At 65.2% G+C, this 21,860-nt stretch carries 24 protein-coding genes and 1 tRNA gene; 16 read left to right on the forward strand and 9 right to left on the reverse strand.

Annotation, left to right across the window (positions count from 1 at the left end; translation table 11 throughout):
- The first annotated feature begins 59 nt into the window (after nt 1-59).
- Together ABD05_RS24255 and ABD05_RS24260 are read left to right on the forward strand one after the other, a co-directional pair.
- Nucleotides 60-620, forward strand: coding sequence for a hypothetical protein (locus ABD05_RS24255; protein ID WP_047903770.1), 561 nt, complete (start codon nt 60-62; stop codon nt 618-620).
- A gap of 546 nt (nt 621-1,166) precedes the next feature.
- Nucleotides 1,167-1,385, forward strand: coding sequence for a SymE family type I addiction module toxin (locus tag ABD05_RS24260; protein WP_065501341.1), 219 nt, complete (start codon nt 1,167-1,169; stop codon nt 1,383-1,385).
- 85 nt (nt 1,386-1,470) lie between these two features.
- Here the strand turns inward: ABD05_RS24260 and ABD05_RS24265 are convergent, their stop codons facing one another.
- Nucleotides 1,471-2,094, reverse strand: coding sequence for a hypothetical protein (locus tag ABD05_RS24265; RefSeq protein ID WP_047902576.1), 624 nt, complete (start codon nt 2,092-2,094; stop codon nt 1,471-1,473).
- 807 nt (nt 2,095-2,901) lie between these two features.
- Between ABD05_RS24265 and ABD05_RS24270 the strand changes: the two genes are divergently transcribed.
- The 8 genes from ABD05_RS24270 to ABD05_RS24305 all read left to right on the forward strand — a co-directional run bounded on the left by ABD05_RS24270 (nt 2,902) and on the right by ABD05_RS24305 (nt 9,545).
- Nucleotides 2,902-4,020, forward strand: coding sequence for a branched-chain amino acid ABC transporter substrate-binding protein (locus tag ABD05_RS24270; protein ID WP_047902577.1), 1,119 nt, complete (start codon nt 2,902-2,904; stop codon nt 4,018-4,020).
- A 172-nt stretch (nt 4,021-4,192) separates the two neighbouring features.
- Nucleotides 4,193-5,119, forward strand: a complete 927-nt coding sequence (gene livH, locus ABD05_RS24275; RefSeq protein ID WP_047902578.1) for a high-affinity branched-chain amino acid ABC transporter permease LivH — start codon at nt 4,193-4,195, stop codon at nt 5,117-5,119.
- An 11-nt stretch (nt 5,120-5,130) separates the two neighbouring features.
- Complete coding sequence (locus tag ABD05_RS24280) at nt 5,131-6,402, forward strand: high-affinity branched-chain amino acid ABC transporter permease LivM (protein ID WP_047902579.1); 1,272 nt, start codon at nt 5,131-5,133, stop codon at nt 6,400-6,402.
- Complete coding sequence (livG, locus tag ABD05_RS24285; RefSeq protein WP_047902580.1) at nt 6,399-7,172, forward strand: high-affinity branched-chain amino acid ABC transporter ATP-binding protein LivG; 774 nt, start codon at nt 6,399-6,401, stop codon at nt 7,170-7,172. Before ABD05_RS24280 ends, livG begins: the two co-directional genes overlap by 4 nt.
- Complete coding sequence (locus tag ABD05_RS24290) at nt 7,172-7,873, forward strand: ABC transporter ATP-binding protein (protein WP_047902581.1); 702 nt, start codon at nt 7,172-7,174, stop codon at nt 7,871-7,873. Before livG ends, ABD05_RS24290 begins: the two co-directional genes overlap by 1 nt.
- A gap of 218 nt (nt 7,874-8,091) precedes the next feature.
- Nucleotides 8,092-8,691 (forward strand): nucleotidyltransferase domain-containing protein, encoded by a 600-nt coding sequence (locus tag ABD05_RS24295; protein WP_034180684.1) that lies wholly within the window; start codon nt 8,092-8,094, stop codon nt 8,689-8,691.
- Nucleotides 8,663-9,109: a hypothetical protein gene (locus tag ABD05_RS24300; protein WP_047902582.1), complete on the forward strand. Its 447-nt coding sequence runs from the start codon at nt 8,663-8,665 to the stop codon at nt 9,107-9,109. Before ABD05_RS24295 ends, ABD05_RS24300 begins: the two co-directional genes overlap by 29 nt.
- A gap of 85 nt (nt 9,110-9,194) precedes the next feature.
- Nucleotides 9,195-9,545 carry a VOC family protein gene (locus ABD05_RS24305; RefSeq protein ID WP_047902583.1) on the forward strand — a complete coding sequence of 117 codons (351 nt, stop codon included), beginning with the start codon at nt 9,195-9,197 and terminating at the stop codon, nt 9,543-9,545.
- Nucleotides 9,546-9,572: 27 nt separating this feature from the next.
- Here the strand turns inward: ABD05_RS24305 and ABD05_RS24310 are convergent, their stop codons facing one another.
- Both ABD05_RS24310 and ABD05_RS24315 read right to left on the reverse strand, forming a co-directional pair.
- On the reverse strand, nt 9,573-9,980 hold the full coding sequence (locus ABD05_RS24310; protein ID WP_047902584.1) for a DUF2000 domain-containing protein: 408 nt from the start codon (nt 9,978-9,980) through the stop codon (nt 9,573-9,575).
- Between the two features lie 44 nt (nt 9,981-10,024).
- Complete coding sequence (locus ABD05_RS24315; RefSeq protein WP_047902585.1) at nt 10,025-10,882, reverse strand: AraC family transcriptional regulator; 858 nt, start codon at nt 10,880-10,882, stop codon at nt 10,025-10,027.
- Nucleotides 10,883-11,197: 315 nt separating this feature from the next.
- Here ABD05_RS24315 and ABD05_RS24320 point away from each other — a divergent pair, with 315 nt between their 5' ends.
- From ABD05_RS24320 to ABD05_RS24330, 3 genes are read left to right on the forward strand one after another with little or no spacing between them, the layout of a single operon-like run.
- Entirely contained in the window at nt 11,198-12,178 is a 981-nt protein-coding gene (locus tag ABD05_RS24320) for an ABC transporter ATP-binding protein (protein WP_047902586.1), read from the forward strand.
- Between the two features lie 4 nt (nt 12,179-12,182).
- On the forward strand, nt 12,183-13,010 hold the full coding sequence (locus ABD05_RS24325; RefSeq protein ID WP_047902587.1) for an ABC transporter permease: 828 nt from the start codon (nt 12,183-12,185) through the stop codon (nt 13,008-13,010).
- Nucleotides 13,011-13,014: 4 nt separating this feature from the next.
- The gene (locus ABD05_RS24330; protein WP_047902588.1) at nt 13,015-13,818 is read left to right on the forward strand and encodes an ABC transporter permease; all 804 of its coding nucleotides are present in this window, start codon (nt 13,015-13,017) and stop codon (nt 13,816-13,818) included.
- A 71-nt stretch (nt 13,819-13,889) separates the two neighbouring features.
- Here ABD05_RS24330 and ABD05_RS24335 read toward each other — a convergent pair whose 3' ends face one another.
- A complete protein-coding gene (locus ABD05_RS24335) occupies nt 13,890-15,191 on the reverse strand; it encodes an aspartate aminotransferase family protein (protein WP_047902589.1) in 1,302 nt (433 codons plus the stop codon).
- Nucleotides 15,192-15,270: 79 nt separating this feature from the next.
- Between ABD05_RS24335 and ABD05_RS24340 the strand changes: the two genes are divergently transcribed.
- On the forward strand, nt 15,271-16,155 hold the full coding sequence (locus ABD05_RS24340; RefSeq protein WP_047902590.1) for a LysR family transcriptional regulator: 885 nt from the start codon (nt 15,271-15,273) through the stop codon (nt 16,153-16,155).
- A gap of 245 nt (nt 16,156-16,400) precedes the next feature.
- On the opposite strand, the gene ABD05_RS24345 is transcribed toward ABD05_RS24340, so the two are convergent.
- Nucleotides 16,401-17,642, reverse strand: coding sequence for an MFS transporter (locus ABD05_RS24345; RefSeq protein ID WP_047902591.1), 1,242 nt, complete (start codon nt 17,640-17,642; stop codon nt 16,401-16,403).
- A 139-nt stretch (nt 17,643-17,781) separates the two neighbouring features.
- On the opposite strand from ABD05_RS24345, the gene ABD05_RS24350 reads away from it, so the two are divergent.
- On the forward strand, nt 17,782-18,654 hold the full coding sequence (locus tag ABD05_RS24350) for a LysR family transcriptional regulator (protein ID WP_047902592.1): 873 nt from the start codon (nt 17,782-17,784) through the stop codon (nt 18,652-18,654).
- A gap of 169 nt (nt 18,655-18,823) precedes the next feature.
- Here ABD05_RS24350 and ABD05_RS24355 read toward each other — a convergent pair.
- A tRNA-Leu gene (locus tag ABD05_RS24355) sits at nt 18,824-18,908 on the reverse strand.
- A gap of 146 nt (nt 18,909-19,054) precedes the next feature.
- Between ABD05_RS24355 and ABD05_RS24360 the strand changes: the two genes are divergently transcribed.
- The gene (locus ABD05_RS24360; RefSeq protein WP_047902593.1) at nt 19,055-20,380 is read left to right on the forward strand and encodes a leucine-rich repeat-containing protein kinase family protein; all 1,326 of its coding nucleotides are present in this window, start codon (nt 19,055-19,057) and stop codon (nt 20,378-20,380) included.
- Between the two features lie 51 nt (nt 20,381-20,431).
- On the opposite strand, the gene ABD05_RS24365 is transcribed toward ABD05_RS24360, so the two are convergent.
- The 3 genes from ABD05_RS24365 to ABD05_RS24375 form a co-directional block, all read right to left on the reverse strand.
- On the reverse strand, nt 20,432-21,061 hold the full coding sequence (locus tag ABD05_RS24365; RefSeq protein WP_047902594.1) for a LysE family translocator: 630 nt from the start codon (nt 21,059-21,061) through the stop codon (nt 20,432-20,434).
- 92 nt (nt 21,062-21,153) lie between these two features.
- Nucleotides 21,154-21,327, reverse strand: a complete 174-nt coding sequence (locus ABD05_RS38655) for a hypothetical protein (protein ID WP_165948044.1) — start codon at nt 21,325-21,327, stop codon at nt 21,154-21,156.
- Nucleotides 21,328-21,359: 32 nt separating this feature from the next.
- Complete coding sequence (locus ABD05_RS24375; RefSeq protein ID WP_047902596.1) at nt 21,360-21,806, reverse strand: copper chaperone PCu(A)C; 447 nt, start codon at nt 21,804-21,806, stop codon at nt 21,360-21,362.
- Nucleotides 21,807-21,860 lie beyond the last annotated feature (54 nt).

Genomic DNA, 21,860 nt, shown 5'->3' on the forward strand with positions numbered 1-21,860 from the left:
CCAAACAACGGAAGTAAGCCGCCATTGAAACCACTAAAATAATGCTGGACGAAGTAAGAATGAATGACAAGCCGATCAAAGTTGACTTCGACATAGGAACACTTCTTGATCCCGATATCATTGTTCTCGCCGCTGAGACTGAGGATGATATTGGATGTATTTTGCGGTTGCACCTTCAGGTCGAACAGCTACTGGATTTTTATCTTGGCGTGACCCGAAAAGGAGGGATTGCCGAGTTTGTAAAGCAGCCGCGTGATTTCGGTGGCAAGTTGTCCATCGCCGTCGCCTTGGGCTTGCCCATCGTATTCGCACGCGTTGCGAAACAGGTCAACGCAATCCGTAATCGTCTCGCTCACGACCATAAAGCGGCCATTAGTCCGGATGCCGTAAAGCTATTGGGAAAGGCCGTCAACGAGGTGCGTACCTTGATCCCTGACTTGCTCCCCGTGGAGCGTCACTACATCGAGCTACTTCAGAAACGACCAAACGAAAGGTACGTTTACGGACAAGGAGAATGCCGGCTGGACTTCGTTCTCGCCGTGACGGCATTCTTGGGAGCAGCGGTCCCTTGGTTGAGTGGCCAATTCGCACCTCAACGCATTGTCGGCGATTCAACGTGATCCGAAAGTCCTGACCGGAGTAGTGCCTTTGGAGCAAATTGAAAGACCATTCCGGGTCGATAGCAGGCTAAGCGAGATGCTGAAAACCAGACATCACCTGCAAGCAATTTCCGGTGCCCCCGCACAACAACAAAGATTGAGCGGAAGTCGTATCCGCATCGAGACGAACTCATACAGTTCGTCTGATCCAATCGAACTGTTTCGAATCGTCAAGTTCAGATCAATCGCTCACTGTGGCAGATCGACGTTCGCCATCAGCTCCCGCAATGGCCGTGAGCATTGACGTCATTGTGTGCCTATAACGAACGGCTAACGTGTGCCCAAGCGACGAACATTGTCTAATAGGCAATGTTCAGCGCGATGATGATCGCGCGCGTGGATGGATACGTCGCACGTCCTGATCCACACGTCGAGCCCCCGATCCCACTGACCCACCAACAAAGGAGGAATCCAAACCATCAAAACGCGGAAGTAAACGAGCGCGGGCCGCAAGTGCTACCAACACTCACGACCCGCTAACCACAGCCAACTACAGTGGAGTTGTCCATGGCTAAGCCGAATCATAAAGCACGACCACCGAAGACGGAACGTTTCGTAACGATCCAGGAAATGTGGGGTACGCCGAAAACCGACCTCAAGCCGGAGAAGTTCTACCCGTACATGAAGATTGGTGGAATGTGGCTGATCAGCGATGCGTGTTTTGTCCCGGGCCGAAAGGCGCGAATCGATATTGAGCCTGGCAGGCTGATCATCACGCAGTTGTAAAAGGCAACGCCGCGAGATGCGGTCGCGCTGCGCGACGTCGCGCAGCGCGCCGGGTAGGGCTGCTGCTACCAGCCGCCCCAATGCATCACCAAGCGATATTGCAAGACGACCGCGACGTCCTCGCACCGCCGGTAGCCGTGCAATGCGTGCCCGCGCCGTTGTCATAGAACGTGCGCGTCTCCGGCTGCGACACCGACGGATCGTACGGATTCGGCGTGCCATGCGGACCGCGTGCGGCGTCGTACGGCCGCATCGGCGCATACGAGCCACCACCACCAGCCGGCCGCGAGCCGTTATCTCGCAGGTACTCGTTCCAGTTCTGCTCGCGCTGTTCATATCCAGGCAACGCGCGACCAAGACTATCGCTGCCGCCTGCGCCGAGCGCGACGCGATTCGCGGGCAATACCAAATCGGGTTCGTGCTCCGACGAATGCGGCGGTGCCGCAAGCGTATCGCCCGTCACACGCAACGGCCGCGTATCCGGCGTATCGAACGGGCTACGCTCCACGGGCGCAGCGTACTGCACGCGGCGACGGCTCATACGTGCCGTATGCCCGTCATCGCGAACAGCAGCACGCCGCTCCGAACGAAACACATTGGCACCGGCCGACCGATCGACCAGCGTATCGCGACCGGAAGCATCAGCTGCAGAAACAGAAAGCGCACACGCAAACGCGGCGGCGGAAGACAAGCGAAAAGGATGATTCATCAGCGGTCCCAATCAGGTGATGTGCATTGAGCAAAAACGGCAGATCACTGGCTGGCGAGACTGAACGACGGACGGGCGTCGAAGCGGCCCTGAGGCGACGGCGAAGCGCGGCGGGCGCGACTCGCAGGAAGGCTGGCTGGATTGCAGAGGCGAATTCGTATTATTTCACACAAATATCAACGAGCTTTCTAAGTGACCAAATCTGTCGGCAAACAGAAGGATTTCCCACCCACGCCGAGCGCACCGTGTTGGTGCTTCCCCTTCAAATCATCATCTGATTGATTTTCAACGATCGGGCCCTTAACAGACCAAACACGCTCCACACACGATCCAGGATCGCCAAACCCAATACCCAGCAAGGCGGTCACCCAACCCGACACCCTCCAGCGCAACCCGATTGCACCGAAAGCAAACGTTCTCGCCTCCACCTGGTTGCCCTCCGGTCGCCACCCGATCCCTACGTGTTTTCCCTCGGTCGATCGGCATTTTTGACAGACAATTTAAAAACGCCCATATAATTTCGACTGCCTTGCCAACGGCTGTCGGACCATCCCTCCGATCAAGCGGTTTGGCAAGCGGGGCAGGCGAAACGCTTGCGCAATGCAAGACGCATCACGATGATGTCTTTCCGAACCAGACGTCCCCTTCGGGGACTGCAAGAGCCGGGCCCCGCTACGCAACATTCCGCCGGAGTTCCGTCTTCTATGTGTCTCGGGCGTGTCCCATGTCCTCGCCCCGGGTGCTGTTCGATTGCGCAAGTCATGCCGCCTTTGCCCGTATGACTAAACAACATCGAGGAGCTCCCAGATGACGCTGTCCCGTCTTACGTCCATTTCCGTCGCCGCCGTGCTGTTCGCCGCGGGCGCCGCTGCCGCGCAAGCGGAAACCGTGAAGATCGCCATCGCTGGTCCGATGAGCGGCTCGGTCGCCCAATACGGCGACATGGTGAAGGCCGGCGCGCTGACCGCGATCGAGCAGATCAACGCGGCAGGCGGTGCGGGCGGCAACAAGTTCGAAGTCGTGCTGATGGACGACGCATGCGAACCGAAGCAGGCCGTCGCCGTCGCGAACAAGATCGTCAGCCAGAAGATCAAGTACGTGATCGGCCACGTGTGCTCGGGTTCGACGATCCCCGCATCGGACATCTACGAGAACGAAGGCATCGTGATGGTCACGCCGTCGGCCACCGCGCCGCAGCTGACCGAAGGCAAGAAGCGCCACTTCATCTTCCGCACGATCGGCCGTGACGACCAGCAAGGCCCGGCCGCCGCGCACTTCATCATCAACAACGTGAAGCCGAAGAAGGTCGCGGTCCTGCACGACAAGCAGTCGTACGGCCAGGGCATTGCGTCGTCGGTGAAGAAGGACCTCGAAGCCGCGAAGATCCCGGTCGTGCTGTTCGAAGGCATCAACGCCGGCGATTCGGACTACTCGGCGATCATCACGAAGCTGAAGTCGCAAGGCGTCGATTTCGTCTACTTCGGCGGCTACCACCCGGAAATGGGCCTGCTGATGCGCCAGGCGCGCGAGCAGGGCGTGAAGGCCACGTTCATGGGCCCTGAAGGCGTGGGCAACAAGGACGTGACGGCGATCGCCGGCCCGGCTTCGGAAGGCATGCTCGTCACGCTGCCGGCCGACTTCTCGGCCGACCCGGCCAACGCGGCGCTCGTGAAGGCGTTCGCGGACAAGAAGCGCGACCCGAACGGCCCGTTCCAGATGCCGTCGTACGCAGCGGTGAAGATCATCGCCGACGCGATCGCCGGCGCGAAGACGACCGATCCGACCAAGGTCGCCGCGTACATGCACAAGACGACGTTCGACACGCCGATCGGCAAGGTGTCGTATGACGCGCAGGGCGACCTGAAGGCGTTCAAGTTCGTCGTGTACACGTGGCACAAGGACGCGACGAAGACCGCCGCCAAGTAATACGGAGTACCCGCCCCGCGCACCCGCTCTGCCCGTCACCCGGGCGGAGCGCGTGCGCATTTGGCCGTTCCGCGGCCAACGGGCGGCCCGAGACGACACCGTGCGTTGCGCGCGGCCGCAGCCGTGATCCGGCTGCGGCACGCGACGCGGCGCCAACGGGAGCTTCCCGCACATGACTGACTTCTTTCCGCAATTCGCCCAGCAGCTGGTCAACGGCCTGACGCTGGGTGCGATCTATGCGCTGATCGCCATCGGCTATTCGATGGTCTACGGCATCATCGGCATGATCAACTTCGCTCACGGCGAGATCTACATGATCGGCGCGTACGTGGGCCTCGTGACCCTGACCGCCATCGGCATCTCCGCCGGCTATCCGCTGCCGCTCGTGCTCGGCGCCGCACTGATCGTGTCGGTGATCGTCACGGGCCTGTACGGCTTCGCGGTCGAGCGCGTCGCGTATCGGCCGCTGCGCGGCGGCCCGCGCCTCGTGCCGCTGATCTCCGCGATCGGCATGTCGATCTTCCTGCAGAACTACGTGCAGATCGGCCAGGGCGCACGCGACGTGTCGGTGCCGGTGCTGATCTCCGGCGCGTTCGAGATCCATCTCGGCGGCGACTTCGACGTGACGATTCCGTATGCGCGTCTGCTGATCGTCTGCGTGACGATCTTGCTGATGATCGCGCTCACGCTGTTCATCTCGCATTCGCGGATGGGCCGTGCATGCCGCGCGTGTGCCGAGGACATGAAGATGGCGAACCTGCTCGGCATCGACACGAACCGCGTGATCTCGTTCACGTTCGTGCTCGGCGCGATGCTGGCGGCCGTCGGCGGCGTGCTGATCGGGCTGACGATCGGCAAGCTGAATCCGTATATCGGCTTCGTCGCGGGCATCAAGGCGTTCACCGCCGCGGTGCTCGGCGGGATCGGCAGCATCCCGGGCGCGATGCTCGGCGGCGTGCTGCTGGGCCTCGCAGAAACCTTCGCCGCAGGCTACATGCCGGCCGAGTACAAGGACGTCGTCGCGTTCGGCCTGCTCGTGCTGATCCTGCTCTTCCGCCCGACCGGCCTGCTCGGCAAGTCGGACATCGAAAAGGTCTGAGGGAGACGCAGATGAGTACAGTCATTTCCGTTCGCCGCCCGGCCGCCGACGCTTCGTTCGGCCAGGCGCTGAAAAATGCCATGGCCGCCGCGCTCCTGACGGCGATCCTCACGATCCCGGTGCTCGGGCTGCAGCTGAAGCTCGACGGCTACCAGGTCGTGCTCACGCCGCACTGGCGGCCGGTGTGGATCGCGGTCGCGGCCGTGTTCCTGTTCCAGTTGTTCAAGCCGTGGCTCGTGCGCGCGAAATCGGCGGTGAAGCTGCCGGCGATGCCCGCGATGGGCGCGCAGCAGCAGCGCGTGGTCGTGTGGGTGCTGCTCGCGGTCGGGCTCGTGTGGCCGTTCTTCGGCTCGCGTGGCGCGGTTGACGTCGCGACGCTCGCGCTGATCTACGTGATCCTTGGCCTCGGGCTGAACATCGTGGTCGGTTTCGCGGGGCTGCTCGATCTCGGTTATGTCGGGTTCTACGCGGTCGGCGGCTATACGTACGCGATGCTGAACCAGTACTTCGGGCTGTCGTTCTGGGAGTGCCTGCCGCTTGCCGCGATCGCGGCGGCGACGTTCGGCTTCCTGCTCGGCTTTCCGGTGCTGCGGCTGCGCGGCGACTATCTCGCGATCGTCACGCTCGGCTTCGGCGAAATCATCCGCCTGCTCGCGAACAACCTGACGAGCCTCACCGGCGGCCCGGACGGCATCTCGGGCATCGCGAAGCCGACGGTGTTCGGCTTCGAGATGGCGCGCTCGGCGAGCGTCGAAGGCGCGAAGACCTTCCATGAGCTGATCGGGCTGGAATACAGCGGCGAGCACATGGTGATCTTCCTGTACCTGATCGCGCTGCTGCTGGTCGGCTTCACGCTGTTCGTCACGAGCCGGCTGATCCGCATGCCGATGGGCCGTGCGTGGGAAGCGCTGCGCGACGACGAGATCGCGTGCCGTTCGCTGGGTCTCAACCCGACGCGCATCAAGCTGTCGGCATTCACGCTCGGCGCGTCGTTCGCCGGTATCGGCGGTGCGTTCTTCGCGGCGCGTCAGGGCCTCGTGAATCCTGAATCGTTCACCTTCATCGAATCGGCGCTGATCCTCGCGATCGTCGTGCTCGGCGGGATGGGCTCGCAGCTCGGCGTGATTCTCGCGGCGATCCTGCTGACCGTTCTGCCGGAAGTCGCGCGCGGCTTCGCCGAGTACCGGATGCTGATCTTCGGTCTCGTGATGGTGTTGATGATGATGTGGCGTCCGCAGGGCCTGCTGCCCGCGAGCCGTCCCCACGTGGAGCTGCCGCAATGAGCGCGAATGCAGAACTGTTGAAGGTCGCCGGGCTGCAGATGCGCTTCGGCGGGTTGCTCGCGGTGGACGGCATCGATTTCGACGTGCGCCGCGACGAGGTGTTCGCGATCATCGGGCCGAACGGCGCGGGCAAGACCACAGTGTTCAACTGCGTCGGCGGCTTCTACAAGCCGACCGGCGGCGACGTCGTGCTCGACGGGCACCCGATCGCGGGGCTGCCGAGCCACAAGATCGCGGTGAAGGGGCTGGTGCGCACGTTCCAGAACATCCGCCTGTTCAAGTCGCTGACGGTCGTCGAGAACCTGCTCGTCGCGCAGCATCGCAAGGTGAAGGCGGGGCTGCTGCCCGGCCTGTTCTCGACGCCCGCGTATCGTCGCGCCGAGAAGGAAGCGCTCGAACGCGCGGCCGTGTGGCTCGAACGGATGGGGCTGAAGTCGGTCGCCAACCGGCAAGCCGGCACGCTGTCGTACGGGCACCAGCGGCGTCTGGAGATCGCGCGCTGCATGATCACCGAGCCGCGTCTCTTGATGCTCGACGAGCCGGCGGCCGGCCTCAACCCGCAGGAAAAGATCGAGCTGCAGCACCTGATCGACAAGCTGCGCCGCGAGTTCGGCGTGTCGGTGCTGCTGATCGAACACGACATGAGCCTCGTGATGGGCGTGTCGGACCGCATCCTCGTGATGGAGCACGGCCGGCCGATCGTGATCGGCACGCCGGAAGCGGTCCGCAACGACCCGCGCGTGATCAAGGCGTATCTGGGGGAAGAGTGATGCTGAAGCTGGAACAGGTCCATACGCACTACGGCGCGGTCGAGGCGCTCGCGGGCGTGTCGATCGAGGTGAACAAGGGCGAGATCGTCACGCTGATCGGCAGCAACGGCGCCGGCAAGACGACGCTGATGATGACCGTGTGCGGCACGCCGCGCGCCTCGTCGGGCCGCGTGCTGTTCGAGGGCAAGGACATCACCGCGATGTCGACGCACCAGATCATGCGGCAGGGGATGGCGATTTCGCCGGAAGGGCGGCGCGTGTTTCCGAGCCTGACGGTGCTCGAGAACCTGAAGATGGGCGGGTTCTTCGCGAGCCGTCACGAGATCGACGACGGGATCGAGCATGTGTTCAAGCTGTTTCCGCGCTTGAAGGAGCGTGCGACGCAGCGGGCCGGCACGATGTCGGGCGGCGAGCAGCAGATGCTGGCGATCGGTCGCGCGCTGATGAGCAAGCCGCGTCTGCTGCTGCTCGACGAACCGACGCTCGGCCTCGCGCCGCTCGTGATCGCGCAGATTTTCGACATCATCCGGACGATTCGCGACGAAGGCGTCACGGTGTTCCTCGTCGAGCAGAACGCGAACAAGGCGCTGGGCGTGGCCGATCGTGGGTATGTGCTTGAAACGGGGCGCGTGGTGCTCGCCGATACGGGCGAGAACCTGCTCGCGAACGACCGGATCAAGCAGGCGTACCTCGGCGGTTGATGAGGGAAGCCGCCGGCCTGCAATGGGCCGGCGGCGCTGCTGATCTGATTGGCGTCTTCTTCTTGTGACGCTTTGGAACACAGGTTTGCAGGAAATGTGTAGCCGATCCAGCTTCGATCGTAGCCGAATCGGCTGCATTTAACTTGCCGATCCGGACTGACAAGAGCATTCGTCGGGACGATATCTCGTAGCCAATTCGGCTACAATCGTAGCCAATCATGCTACGATCTATTGCCTCGACCCTATTTAGCGACTACCGGCGCCGTGTGCTGGGCCTGCTCCTGTTGCGGCCTGATCAGGCGTTACACGTTCGCGAAATTGCCCGTTTGACGGGCACAACCCCCGGTACCCTGCATAAGGAACTGAGCAAACTGGCCGAAGCCGGTATCTTGAGCCGGGATCGACAGGGAAATCAGGTTGTTTATCGCGCCAATCGAAGCTGTCCGATCTATGAGGAGCTGGCTTCGATCATGCGAAAGACCTCGGGCATGGGTGACGTGCTGGCTGAAGCACTGCTGCCTTGCGCCGAGCAAATCGCCGTGGCGTTCGTGTTCGGCTCGGTCGCGCGCGGCCAGGAGACGGCGGACAGCGATGTCGACGTGATGGTGATCGGTTCGGTCGGGTTCGCTGCGGTGGTAGGAATGCTTTACGATGCTCAAGCGACATTGGGGCGGGATATCAATCCCCAAGTACTGTCGCCCGACGAGTTTCGTGCCGGTGTCGACCGGCAAGACGCATTCTTGCGGGACGTGCTTGGAAAACCCAAGATCTTCTTGATCGGTAGCGACGATGACCTTGCAGAACTTACTCGGCGTTAGCCTCGACGCGGTCCAGCCGGACCGGGAACAAGCGACGCGGCTGCTGGCTGCTGCTGCGCGAAATCTGGCGGATGCGCAACTCGAGGGATTGAGCAACGAAAACCGCTTTGACGCGGCCTATAAGGCGATCATGCAACTTGCGATGCTGGCGTTGCACGCGAATGGCTTTCGCACGATGACGAGCCGCCCGGGACATCACCAGACAGCGATCCAGACGCTTCCGCAGACGATCGGCCTGCCGGTCGATCGCATGATCGTGCTCGACGCGCTGCGCAAGCAGCGCAATCTGTCGGATTACTCCGGGGACGTGGTTCAAGCGTCCGCGGTAAATGAGTGTTTTGCCAGTGCGACGGCGCTCATGATCGACGTGAAGACGTGGTTGACGACGAACAAACGCGAGTTGCTGGAAGCGCAATAGCTACGGCGGTTCTGAAGCGCCATCGTGCCTGGGTTTCGACTGCGACCTCGGGCAATTCTCGTGACACGACTCGCGGAGACAACCGATGAAGGTCAAACGAATCGTCGCCAATATCGACACGCAGTCGGTCGATGACGCGAAGCGTTTCTATCAGCAGATCTTCGGTCTCGACCTGCTGATGGATCACGGCTGGATCGCGACGTACGGCAATGCCGAACAGATGGATGTGCAGATCAGCTTCGCATCGCAAGGCGGATCGGGCACGCCGACGCCCGGCCTGTCGATCGAGGTCGACGATCTCGACGAAGCGCTCTCGCGTGTTCGTTCAGCGGGCATTCCCGTCGAATACGGCCCGGCCGACGAGCCGTGGGGTGTCAGGCGTTTCTATGTACGCGATCCGTTCGGCAAGCTCGTCAACGTGCTGGCGCATCGCTGACCTGAAGCGTCGCGTTCGAACCGGCGTTCACGCATGCAACGCCAGCCCTTTCACTGCCTTGTCCACGGCCTTCTTCGGTCCGTGCAACGCCAGCCCGACCAGATCCAGATTCTCCGCATCCTCGGCGCGAAACACCTCGCGGTTGGCCGCGTCGTGCCCGGTCGAAAACATCGCGCGCACGTAGGGCACGATCGTGAGTTCGCGCGACAGCGCCTGCCGGTGCGCGCCCTGCAATCCATTCAAATCGGCCGCGAACACCAGCATCGGCTGGCCGAACATCCTGCCGTAGCGATTGCCGGCCGCATCCTCATAAGGCTCGCCGAGCGCTTGGGGCGCGCCCGCTGCGACGCCCGTCGCGAGAAACGCGACGACATTGAGTTTCTGCCACGCCGCGAGATCGTCGCGCACGATCAGTGCCACTTTCGTATCGAACATGCTTGCTCCTCGTTGAAGCACTCATGATCGGATGTCGCGTGCGATCAGTCTGGAACGTTTGTGCACATTTGCCGGTAGGCAGCAGGCGTGATCCGGTAAGCGCGGCGGAACCAGCGGCCCAGATGGCTCTGGTCGGCGAAGCCGACGTCCGCGGCCGCCTGCGCGGGCGTGCGGCCGGCCGCCAGCAATCGTCGCGCGGCGCGCAGCCGCAAGCGCACCAGATACGCGTGCGGCGACGCGCCGAACGCGCGCTGGAACAGCCGCGTCAGCCGGAACCGGTCGATCCCGGCGACGCTGGCCAGCTCGTCGAGCCCGAGGTTGCCGTCCATCTGTGCATGCAGCAGATCGCGAACGCGCACGATCGCGGGCGGCACGACACCGCTTTCCAGCGCGAGCGGGCCGCGCAGCTCGCCGCCGAGCCGCGTCAGCAGGCGGTCGAGCGTCTGGTCGCGCGCGAGACGGCCCTCGTTGCCGTGGATCGCGAGAAACGCTTGCCGGATGGCATCGACGAGGCCGCGGTCGTCGACGAGCGTGTGGTCGAAAGCGGCCTCGACGCCGCCCAGGCCTGGCAGATCCAGCCGGCGCGCCGCGCGCTCGACCCATGCTTGCGGCAGGTACAGCATCCCGTAGGTGAAGCCGCCCGCTTCGGGCGCATGGCCGTCGTGCATCGCGCCCGGCTCGATCAGGATCGCGCGGCCGGGCACGCTCGTATGCAGCGACCGGTGGCACTGGAATTGCTGCACGCCCTGTTCGGTGAAGCCGACCAGCATGTCGTCGTGATCGTGCGCGTCGTAGGCATGGCCGTTGAAATGCGCGTGCAGGCTTTCGATGCCGGTTTCCTGATCGCGGCGCGCGACGAGCCAGTGGTCGGTCGTGCCGATGTCTTTCGTCGCAGTCGTCATCGGGTGCCTTGCACGTCGTCGTTGCGTGACCGGTAGTGTACGCAGTTCGCGTGATGCCGGTGGCAGGGGCGGGCCGTTCGTCCGGCGTTCGCGCGGCAAGCGATCCCGTCGAATACGGCCCGGCCGGCGCGCTGGGGGCGTCCGGCGTTTCCACGCACGCGATTCGTTCGGCAAGCTCGTCCATCGCTGACCGGCGAGTCGCATCCCCTGCCATCCTTCGCACCGCTGCGTGATAAGATCGCGCGCTTTTCGTTCCGCGCCGACGCCGTCTGTCCGTCGGAGGCGGGCGAATCCGAACGCTACAGCGAGGATGGCATGTCCCAGATCGTCGTCGAAGGATTGGCCAAGACCTACCGCATCGCGGAGCGGCAGCCCGGCATGCTCGGCCTGTTGCGCCGCCGCTGGCGCGAGGTCGAAGCGCTGAAGGACGTCAGCTTCAGCCTGCGGCACGGCGAGCTGCTCGGTTTCATCGGACCCAACGGGGCCGGCAAGTCGACCACCATCAAGATCCTGTCCGGCATCCTGCGGCCGACGTCCGGCAAGGTGATCATCGACGGTCGCGTGCCGTTCGACGACCGCATCGCGCACGTCGCGCGCATCGGCGCGGTATTCGGGCAGCGCAGCCAGCTCTGGTGGGATTTGCCCGTCGGCGACGGCTTCGACCTGCTGCGCGACATCTATCGCGTCGATTCCGGCGCGTATCGCCGCACGCGCGACGAGCTGGTCGCGATGCTGCGGCTCGAACGCCTGCTTGATCAGCCGGTGCGCCAGTTGTCGCTGGGGCAGCGGATGCGCGCCGAGATCGCCGCGGCGCTGCTGCATGCGCCGCCGATCCTGTTCCTCGACGAGCCGACCATCGGCCTCGACGCGCCGTCGAAGCTCGCGGTGCGCGAGTTCGTGAAGACGCTGAACCGCGAGCGCGGCGTGACCGTGCTGCTGACGACCCACGACATGCACGACATCGAGGCGCTCGCGGAACGCGTGATCGTCATCGGGCACGGCCGGGTGCTGGCCGATCAGCCGTTCGATGCGCTGCGCGCCGGCGTGCTGTCCGATCGCCGCATCCTGGTCGATTTCGCCGGGGACGCTCCCGCGCTCGACATCGATGGCACGCAGTTGCTGCGGCGCGACGGGCGGACGGCCGAACTCGCGTTCGATCCGCGCGTCATCGGCGCGCCCGCGCTCGTCGCGCGCATCGCGGCCGAACATGCGGTCGAGGACATTCGCGTCGAGCAGCCGGCGATCGAGGAGGTCATCGCGCGCTTCTATCATTTGCACGGCGCGGCGGAGGCATAAGCCGATGGACTTCCTGCGCCCGTACGCCGCGGCCTTTTCGGCACGCTTCAAGACGCTGCTCCGGTATCGCGCGGCAGCCCTCGCGGGCTTCACGACCCAATGCTGGTGGGGGGCGCTCAAGGTCATGATCTATGCGGCCTTCTATCGTCACGCGACGCATGCGCACACGCCGATGACGCTCGAGCAGGTGACGACCTACACGTGGATCGCGCAGGCGCTGTTCGCGCTGCAGCCGTGGGGCGGCGACCCCGACGTCGCGGCGGCGGTGCGGACCGGCGCCGTCAGCTACGACCGGTTGCGTCCGGTCGATACGTACGCGTGGTGGTTCGTGCGGGCGCTGGCGTGGATGAGCGCGCGCGCGTTGCCGCGTGTGGTGCTGATGTTCGTCGCGGCGGCGATCGTGCTGCCGCTCGCCGGTTTCGGCGAATGGGCGTGGCAGCCGCCGGCGGATGCGCTGCGGGCGGTGCTGTTCGTCGTGTCCGTGCTGCTGATGATCGGGCTCGGCGCCGCGTTCGTGATGTTGCTCAACGTGTGCGTCGCCGCGACGCTGACCGACCGCGGGATCAACACGCTCGCGCCGGCTTTCGTGATCCTGTTCTCGGGCAACCTGCTGCCGCTCGGCCTGTTCCCGGACCGGCTTCAGCCGCTGCTGATCGCTCAGCCGTTTGCCGGCATGCTCGACATCCCGTCACGGATCTACATCGGCACGCTGAGCGGCGGCGGCGCGTGGGCCGGACTGGCGCTGCAGGCGTTCTGGATCGTCGCGTTCGTCGCGCTGGGGCGGATGGCGATGCGCCGCGTGATGACGCGGCTCCACCTGCAGGGAGGCTGAACCGATGAATACCATCCGCCTGCTGGCACGCTACTTCGCGACGTCGATCCGGGCACAGCTCCAGTATCCGGCCTCGAGCCTGATGCTCGGCGCCGGCACCTTCCTGACCACCATCATCGAACTGGCCGGCATCTGGGCGCTGTTCGACCGGTTCGGCGACGTGCAGGGCTGGCGGTTCGGCGACATCTGCATGTTCTTCGGGATGGTCAGCATCAGCTTCGCGATCGCGGATTTCATCAGCCGCGGATTCGACGTGTTCGGCAGCGAATTCATCCGGACCGGCGACTTCGACCGCGTGCTGCTGCGCCCGCGCACGGCCACGCTGCAACTGATCGGCCATGACTTCCGGCTGCGGGTGATCGGACGCCTGCTCCAGGGGATCGTCGTGCTGACCGTCGCGACGCGTGCGCTCCACTTCGACTGGAGCACCGCGTCGATCGCGCTTGCCCTATGGACGATCGCCGGCGGCGTCGCGCTGTTCTTCGGGTTGATGGTGTTGCAGGCGACGCTCGCGTTCTGGACGGTCGAAAGCCTGGAAGTCGTCAATGTCGTCACGTACGGCGGCGTGCAGGCCGCGCAATTCCCGATCAGCCTGTACGCGGACTGGCTCCGTCATTTCCTGATATTCGTCGTGCCGATCGCGTGCGTCGCGTATTTCCCGGTGCTGGCGATCCTCGGCAAGCCCGATCCGCTCGGCGCGCCGCGCTGGTTCCTGCCGCTCGCGCCGGCGGTCGCGTTCGTGTTCCTGGGCGCGTGCTTCGCGGCGTGGCGGTTCGGGGTGCGCAAGTACACGTCGACGGGCACCTGAGCGGCGGGTGCCCCGCATGCGGTGACGCGCCGGCACGGCGGATCGTGCGGCCCCGGGCAAGGGCCGCGCCGTTACACCGCGCGTTCGATCGCCTGTCCGAGCAGCGACAAGCCGAGATCGATCTCTTCCTCGCTGACAGTCAGCGGCGGCGCGATCCGGAACACGCCGCCCATGCCCGGCAACTGCACGATGTTCATGCTGAGCCCGAGGTTCATGCACTCGCGCGTGATCTTCGCGCCGAGCCCGTCCGCCGGCTCTTTCGTCCGGCGATCCTTGACGATCTCGACACCGAGCAGCAGCCCGCGCCCTCGCACGTCGCCGATGCAGTCGAACCGTTCCATCAGGTCGAGCAGGCCGCGCCTGAGCCGGTCGCCCATCACATTCGCGCGTGCGACGAGCCCGTCGCGCTGCACGACGTCCAGCACGCGCAGGCCGACAGCCGCCGGCAGCGGGTCCGACACGTGCGTCGTGTAGAACAGGTAACCGAGCTCGTGCGCGCGTTCCTCGATCGCCGCGGACGTCACCATGGCCGCGAGTGGCAGCCCGGCGCCGAGCGTTTTCGACAGCGTCAGGATGTCGGGCGTCACGCCGTCGTGCTGGCACGCGAACATCGTGCCGGTGCGCCCGACACCCGTCTGCGCCTCGTCGAGGATCAGCAGCATCCCGCGTTCCTCGCACTTGCGCTTGAGCGCCGCCATATAGCCTTCCGGCAGTTCGATGATCCCGCCCGAACTGAGGATCGGCTCCGCGATGAACGCCGCGAGGTTGCCGCTCGACTGGCGATCGATCAGGTCGAACGCGTAGTCGAGTTCGGCGAGATAGTCGTAGGCGCCGTTGCGCTCGAAGCGCGGCCGGTACGTGAACGGCGCCGGAATCGCGAACGAGCCGACGGCAGCCGGGCCGACACCCTTGCGGCCCGCGCTGTACGTGGCCGATGCGGCCGCGCCAGTCATCCCGTGCCACGACTGCGCGAAGCCGACGATCTCGTACTTGCCGGTGACGAGCTTCGCCATCCGGATCGCCGCTTCGTTCGATTCCGCGCCGGTGCTGAGCAGCAGCGCGCGGTCGAGCCCGTCGGGCGTGATGTCGGCGAGGCGCGTCGCGAGGTCGACGACCGGCCGCGACAGCATCCCGCTGAACAGGTGGTCGAGCTTGCCCGCGTATTCGCCGATGACGGTGGCGATCTCCGGATGGCTGTGGCCGAGCACCGCGCTCATCTGCCCTGACGTGAAATCGAGGATCGCGCGGCCGTCAGCGTCGTAGACGAAGCTGCCTTTCGCGCGCTCGATGATCATCGGCTCGAACGTGCCGCCGTAGCGGACCAGATGCTGCCTGGCGTTGCGCCAGAAGGTTTCGTCGTCGTTCAGGGACATCGGGGTTCTCCGGGCAAAAGGGGCAGGGATCGCTTGCAGTCTAGGCGCGCGTCTGGTTTGATGGAAACGAATAGTTCTTATGCAAGGTAGAAAAGGAGCTAATACCTTGGGACGCTCGCTCGAAATCGACCTGCTGCGTTCGTTCGTCGTGATCGCCGAGGTGCGCGCGCTCAGCCGCGCGGCTGCGCGCGTCGGCCGGACGCAGTCCGCGCTCAGCCAGCAGATGAAGCGGCTCGAGGATATCGTCGACCAGCCGCTGTTCCAGCGCACCGGCCGCGGCGTGGTGCTGACGCACCCGGGCGAGCGGCTGCTCGTGCATGCGCAGCGCATCCTGCGGCTGCACGACGAGGCGATGGCCGACCTGTGCGGCACGGGGCTGTCGGGGACCATCCGGTTCGGGTGCCCGGACGATTACGCGGAGGTGTTTCTGCCGTCGCTGCTGCGGCAGTTTTCGAGCCAGCATCCGCAGGCGATCGTCGAAATCGTATGCGGGCCGACGCCGCGGCTGCTCGAACAGCTCGAGAAACGCGCGGTCGATCTCGCGATGATTTCATTGCCGGACGACGGGGCGAGCGATGACATCATTCGCCGCGAGCAACTGGTCTGGATCGGCTATCCGGGGCTTGAACCCGCGCATTTCGATCCGTTGCCGCTCGCGCTTTCCGATCGCGATACGCTCGATCACATCGCGGCTTGCGAAGCGCTGGATCGCGCCGGCCGCGCTTACCGCGTCGCGTATGCGAGCAGCAGTCTCGCGGGGCTGATCGCGCTGGTGCGCTCGGGGCAGGCGTTCGCGGTGATGACGCAGACGGCCGTGCCGGCCGACCTGGCGATCGTCAACGGCGATCCGCGGTTGCCGCCGTTGCCGGCCGTGGGCATTACGCTGAGGTTCGACCGGAAACGGCCGTCGCATCTGACGGCGGTGTTCGCCGAGCATATCCGGCTGACGCTGCCGTTGTTGTGATGGGCGACGCGCGGCGGTGCGGACGACGCGCGTGATCGCCGTGGCTTCGAATCAGCCGACCATCGACGATGGTTTGTGCAGGCGCGCGGCCATGCGCATCCACTGCCGCATCGCGCACCCGGATCTTCACCTGCATGCCTGGCAGATGTTGTTCGGTTTCCTGATATTAATTGACCGGATCGGAGTCGGCGACGCCTGCAGCAGGCGGCGACTGACCGGAAAGCGCGGGGCGCCCGCCGCGCCCGTTACGCGCGGGCCAATCGACGTGCAGCGAGTAGCGCAACGGCGAGCAGCACCGCGACATACGCGGCGACGCTCGCCCACGCGCCATGCTGCCAGAACGACCCGCCGACCGAACCGAGCACGCTCGATCCGAGATAGTACGCAAGCAGGTACAGCGATGCGGCGTGCCCCTTCGCGGATCCCGCGAGGTAACCGACCCAGCCGCTCGCGACCGCATGGGCGACGAAGAAGCCGATCGTGACGAGCACGATGCCGACGACGATCGCGGCGAGCGAATGCGACAGCGTCAGCGCGAGGCCCGCCGCGAATACGAGAATGCCGCTGACCAGCACCGGTGCGCGTCCGAGACGGTCGGCGAGCGCGCCGGCGCTCGATGAAGACACCATCCCGAACAGGTAGGCGCCGAAGATCAGGCCGCACTCGGTCGAGCTCAGGTTGAAAGGGGTCGCCGTGAGCCGGAACCCCGCGTAGTTGTAGATCGTCACGAACGCGCCCATCACCAGGAAGCCGATCGCGAACACGAACGGGAGCCGGGCGTGATGCAGTTGCGCGTTCCACAGCCGAACATGGTGGCGCAGCGTCAGATCGGTGCGCTTCACGAAGCGCCGCGATTGCGGCAGCAGCATCACGAAGGCGACCGCCGCGACGAGATCGACGACGCCGATCGTCAGCATTGCCGTCCGCCACGAGAAGTGTTCTTCCAGCGCGCTCATGCCGATCCGTCCGATCATGCCGCCGAACGCGGTCCCGCCGACATAGAGCCCCATCGAGAAACCGAGCCCGTCGGACGCGATTTCTTCCGCGAGATAGGCCATCGCGACCGCCGGGACGCCGCCCAGCGCGAACCCTTCGAGCGCACGCCAGACCAGCAGCAGGTTCCAGTTCGGCGACAGCGCGGCGAACACGTTGAACAGCGCGGCCAGCGTCATCGACGCGAACATCAGCCCGCGTCGCCCGACGCGTTCGGACAGTGCGCCGGCGCACAAGATGGACACCGCCAGCATCCCGGTCGACAACGACAGCGACAGCGAACTCGATGCCGCGCCCAGCCCGAACTCCCGTGCGAACGCGGGAAGCAGCGGCTGGACGCAGTACAGCAGCGAGAAGGTGGAAAAGCCGGCGAGGAAAAGTGCCAGCGCGATGCGCTTGTACGCGGCCGAGCGCGGGGACACGCCGGCAGGCAGCGCATCGGATGCGGCGTTCTGCGTGCCGGGCGTGGATCGGGAAATCGAAGCGGAGGACATGGGTGCACTCGATGTGCGACGGAATGCCTGAATTCTTGCGTACCGTCATGTATATGTCCAATATATGAAAGAAACCGCAGTGATATGTTTTGCCACTGGCTGACGAGCCGGCCCGGCTCACCGTGAGGTCACCTAGCGAATGGAACTCCGACATCTCCGATACTTTCTGGCCGTGGCGGCCACGTTGAATTTCACCAAGGCTGCCGAAACGCTCGGCATCGGGCAGCCGCCGTTGAGCCAGCAGATCAAGGCGCTAGAAAGTGAACTCGGCGTGGAGTTGTTCAGGCGGACCGCGCGCGGCGCCGAGCTGACGCTGGCGGGCGAGGTCTTCGCGGAAGAGGCGCGCCGCGTGCTCGACGATGCCGAGCGGGCCGCACGGGCGGCAAGGCGGGCCGCACGCGGGGAAACCGGGCATCTGCGGGTCGGTTTCACCGGGACGGCGGCGTTCAATTCGAAAGTGTCGGATTTGATTCGCCGCTTTCGGGAGGCGTTTCCGGACGCCGAGCTGACGTTGCAGGAGGCGACGTCGCGCGTCCTGCTGGAGGCGCTGGATGCCGGGCATCTCGACGTCGCGATCGTGCGGCCGGAACGCCGTGTCGCCGCGACGTTGCGGGTGTCCGACTGGGACGAGGAACCGATGTTCGTCGCGCTGCCCGTGGCGCATCGGCTGGCGCAGCGTCGGCGCATCGATCTGGCCGAGCTGGCCGACGAGTCGTTCGTGCAGGTGCCGCGGGAAGCCGGCAGCGCGCTGTTCGACGACATCGTCGCCGCATGCAACGCCGCCGGATTCGAGCCGCGGATGGCGCAACCCGCGCCGCAGATCGCGTCCGCGGTGACGCTGGTTGCTGCCGGGCTCGGCGTGTCTGTCGTGCCGAAGGCGATTACGCAGGTGCAGGTTGCCGGGGTCGTCTATCGGCCGTTCGCGGGCAATGCGCTTCGTGCAAGGCTGGCCATTGCGTCGCGATGCGACGAGCCGTCGGCGGTCGTTCGCAATTTTCTTTTGCTGGCCTAGCGGAGTGTGCCGAAGTGCTTGGGGTAGATCCGTCGCGCGCTTGAATCTTCCGGTGTGCGCCGGGCTTGCATCGGCATCGTGTTGTCGAACGCGATAAAAACAAAAAACCCGCGAGGCCATGCGCTGTCGCGGGTGTCTGAAAATGCTCGAAACGCGGAGAAACCGCATCTGGTGCCGACGGCGAGACTCGAACTCGCACAGCTTTCGCCACTACCCCCTCAAGATAGCGTGTCTACCAATTTCACCACGTCGGCACTGCACTGCAAGGGGCGCAATTCTAGCGTCACATTGCGCGTTTGTGAAGGGGGTATGACACGATTGCGGTGTGTGAGAGAGCGATCCCGGTAGAATTCGTGCGATCGGTCCGACTATCATCGCAACCGCAACCCGCTTTCTCCCAGTGACCACCACCCTCGAACAACTGCAGGCCGGACAACTGTCGGGCGCCCGGCAACTCAAGCTCGCGTGCGGGCTGACCGAATTTCCGCGCGAGATCTTCGATCTCGCCGACACGCTCGAAGTGCTCGACCTGTCCGGCAATGCGCTCGCCGCGCTGCCGGACGACCTGCCGCGGCTGCACCGCCTGCGCATCCTGTTCGCGTCCGGCAACCGCTTCACCGCCTTCCCCGACGTGCTCGGCGCGTGTCCGCAGCTGGACATGATCGGCTTCAAGGCGAACCGGATCCGCACGGTGCCGCGCGGATCGCTGCCGCGTGCACTGCGCTGGCTGATCCTCACCGACAACGAAATCGACGCATTGCCCGCCGAGATCGGCGACTGCTCGCGATTGCAGAAGCTGATGCTCGCGGGCAACCGGCTGCGCGCGCTGCCTGCCGAAATGGCCGCGTGCCGTGCGCTCGAGCTGGTGCGCCTGTCGGCGAACCGGCTGGACGAACTGCCCGACTGGTTGCTGCGCCTGCCGCGCCTCGCGTGGCTCGCATACTCCGGCAATCCGTTCAGCGCCGCGCCGGAAGCCGCGGCGTCGGCCGGGCCCGAGGTCGCGGACGTCGACTGGGCGTCGCTCTCGTGCGAACAGAAGCTGGGCGAAGGCGCGTCGGGTGTCATTTACCGCGCGCAATGGCGTGCGGACGGTCATGCGCCGCGAGCGGTCGCGGTCAAGCTGTTCAAGGGCGCGGTGACGAGCGACGGGCTGCCCGACTGTGAAATGGCCGCGTGCCTGCACGCCGGCCGCCACCCGAACGTGATTCCGGTGATCGGCAAGGTGCGCGGTCATCCGGATGGCACGCACGGCCTCGTGATGGAACTGGTCGATCCTGCGCTGACGAACCTTGCCGGGCCGCCGAGCTTTGCAACCTGCACGCGCGACGTGTATGCGGCCGACGCGCGATTCGAGCCGACGGAGGCCGTGCGGATCGCGCACGGCATCGCATCGGCGGCACGCCATCTGCACGCGCGCGGCATCATGCATGGCGACCTGTATGCGCACAACATCCTGCACGACGGTGCAGGCGGCGCGCTGTTGGGCGACTTCGGTGCGGCGTCGTTCTACGACACGAGCGACGTAAGGCATGGCGCCCGGCTCGAACGGCTGGAAGTCCGCGCGTTCGGCCACCTGCTCGGCGAATTGCTCGCGCACTGCGTACCGCATACATGGGCCGGGGGGAGCGATCTGGAAGCGCTCGCGGCGGCTTGCGCGAGCGAGGACATCGACACCCGGCCGTCGTTCGACGGGATTGTCGACGCGCTGGCCGCGTGGAAGGTCTGAGGGGGACGGGCTGCCTGCCGGGTCGCCCGTTGCCCGGCATGCATACGCTTGTCAAACCTGCCGCGCAGTCAGCAGCTTGATCCCGAGCCCGACGAACAGCAGCCCGCTGGCGCGCTTGAGTGCGCGCACCGCACGACTCATGCCGAAGCCGCGATGGAACCGGCGCACGCCGGCCGAATAGACGCTGTGAACGACCACGACGGTGCATGCGATCGTCGCGTACATCACGACGAACTGCAGCGCGAGCGGGCGGTCGTGCACGATGAACTGCGGCATGAACGCCGACAGGAAAATCATCGTCTTCGGATTGCTGCCCGACACGAACAGCGCTTCGCGGAACAGCTTCCTGCGGTCGGGCACGGCGATCTCCGCTGCGCCGGTCGACCCGGCGGCCTTGCGGTCGCCGCGCAGTTGCCGGACGCCCAGCACCATCAGGTACGCGGCGCCGACGACCTTCATCGCGACGAACAGCGGCGGCATCGCGACGAGCACCGCGCCGACGCCGAGCGCGACGAGCAGCACGACCACACCTTGCGCGACGAGGTTGCCCGCGATCGTCGCGGCGGTGCCGTGCGTGCCGTAGCGCACCGTGTTGCGGATCACGAGCAGCACGTTGGGCCCCGGCGACAGCGTGGTCGCGAGATAGGCTGCGGCAAACAGCATCCAGGTCTGAATGGACATGCGTCGCTCCGAAAGGCGGTTCCGGCGGTCGGGGTGAAGCGATGATGCCACGCCAAAATGGCGCAAGCATCCGCCGGAACCGGCGCGGCGCGTCAGCGCGCGTCGCGCATGCAGTACGCGGGGATCGACGGCGGCGTATCGATCGCGGCGGGACGCGTCATCCACGCGATCCACGCGGCCCACAACCCGCAGGCGATCAGCACGGCGACATTCAGCGGCGTCCGGTAGCGGACGATCAGGTCGGCCAGCGGCAGGCGGTTCTTCATGTGCGTCTCCATCGGTAGTTGCGCATGCAACGTTACAGGCCGGTGTACGTCGGCGCCTTCGCGTCGCAGGTCACGGACACCGTCGAGCCGTCCGCGAAATGCAGCCGGAACGGCACCTTCGCGCCGGGCGCGACGGGCTGGCGCGGCTGCTCCAGCATCACGTGATAGCTCTTCGGCCGGAATGTCACGGTGCCGTGCGCCGGCACCTCGACCGCGTCGACGTGAACCATTTTCGCGGTGCTGCCGTTCGTCAGCGTTTCGTGCACCATCGCCATCCCGTACGCGGGGGTGTCGATGCCTGTCAGCCGGGCGGGCGTATCGCCGTCGTTCTTCAGCGAGAAGTAGCCGGACGACGGCACCGTCGCCGGCATCGCGCGGATCCAGCAGTTGTCGGCCTGCACGACCGGTGCGGCGAACGTGGCGGGGGCTTGCAGCGCCAGCAGCGCGAAGAGCAGGCTGGTCGGAATCGGGCGTTTCATCGTTTGTTCTCCTTATGGGGTGTACTGCATGGGGCATCGACGGCAATCCGATCG

It is taken from the genome of Burkholderia pyrrocinia (assembly GCF_001028665.1).
Taxonomy (GTDB): Bacteria; Pseudomonadota; Gammaproteobacteria; order Burkholderiales; family Burkholderiaceae; genus Burkholderia; species Burkholderia pyrrocinia.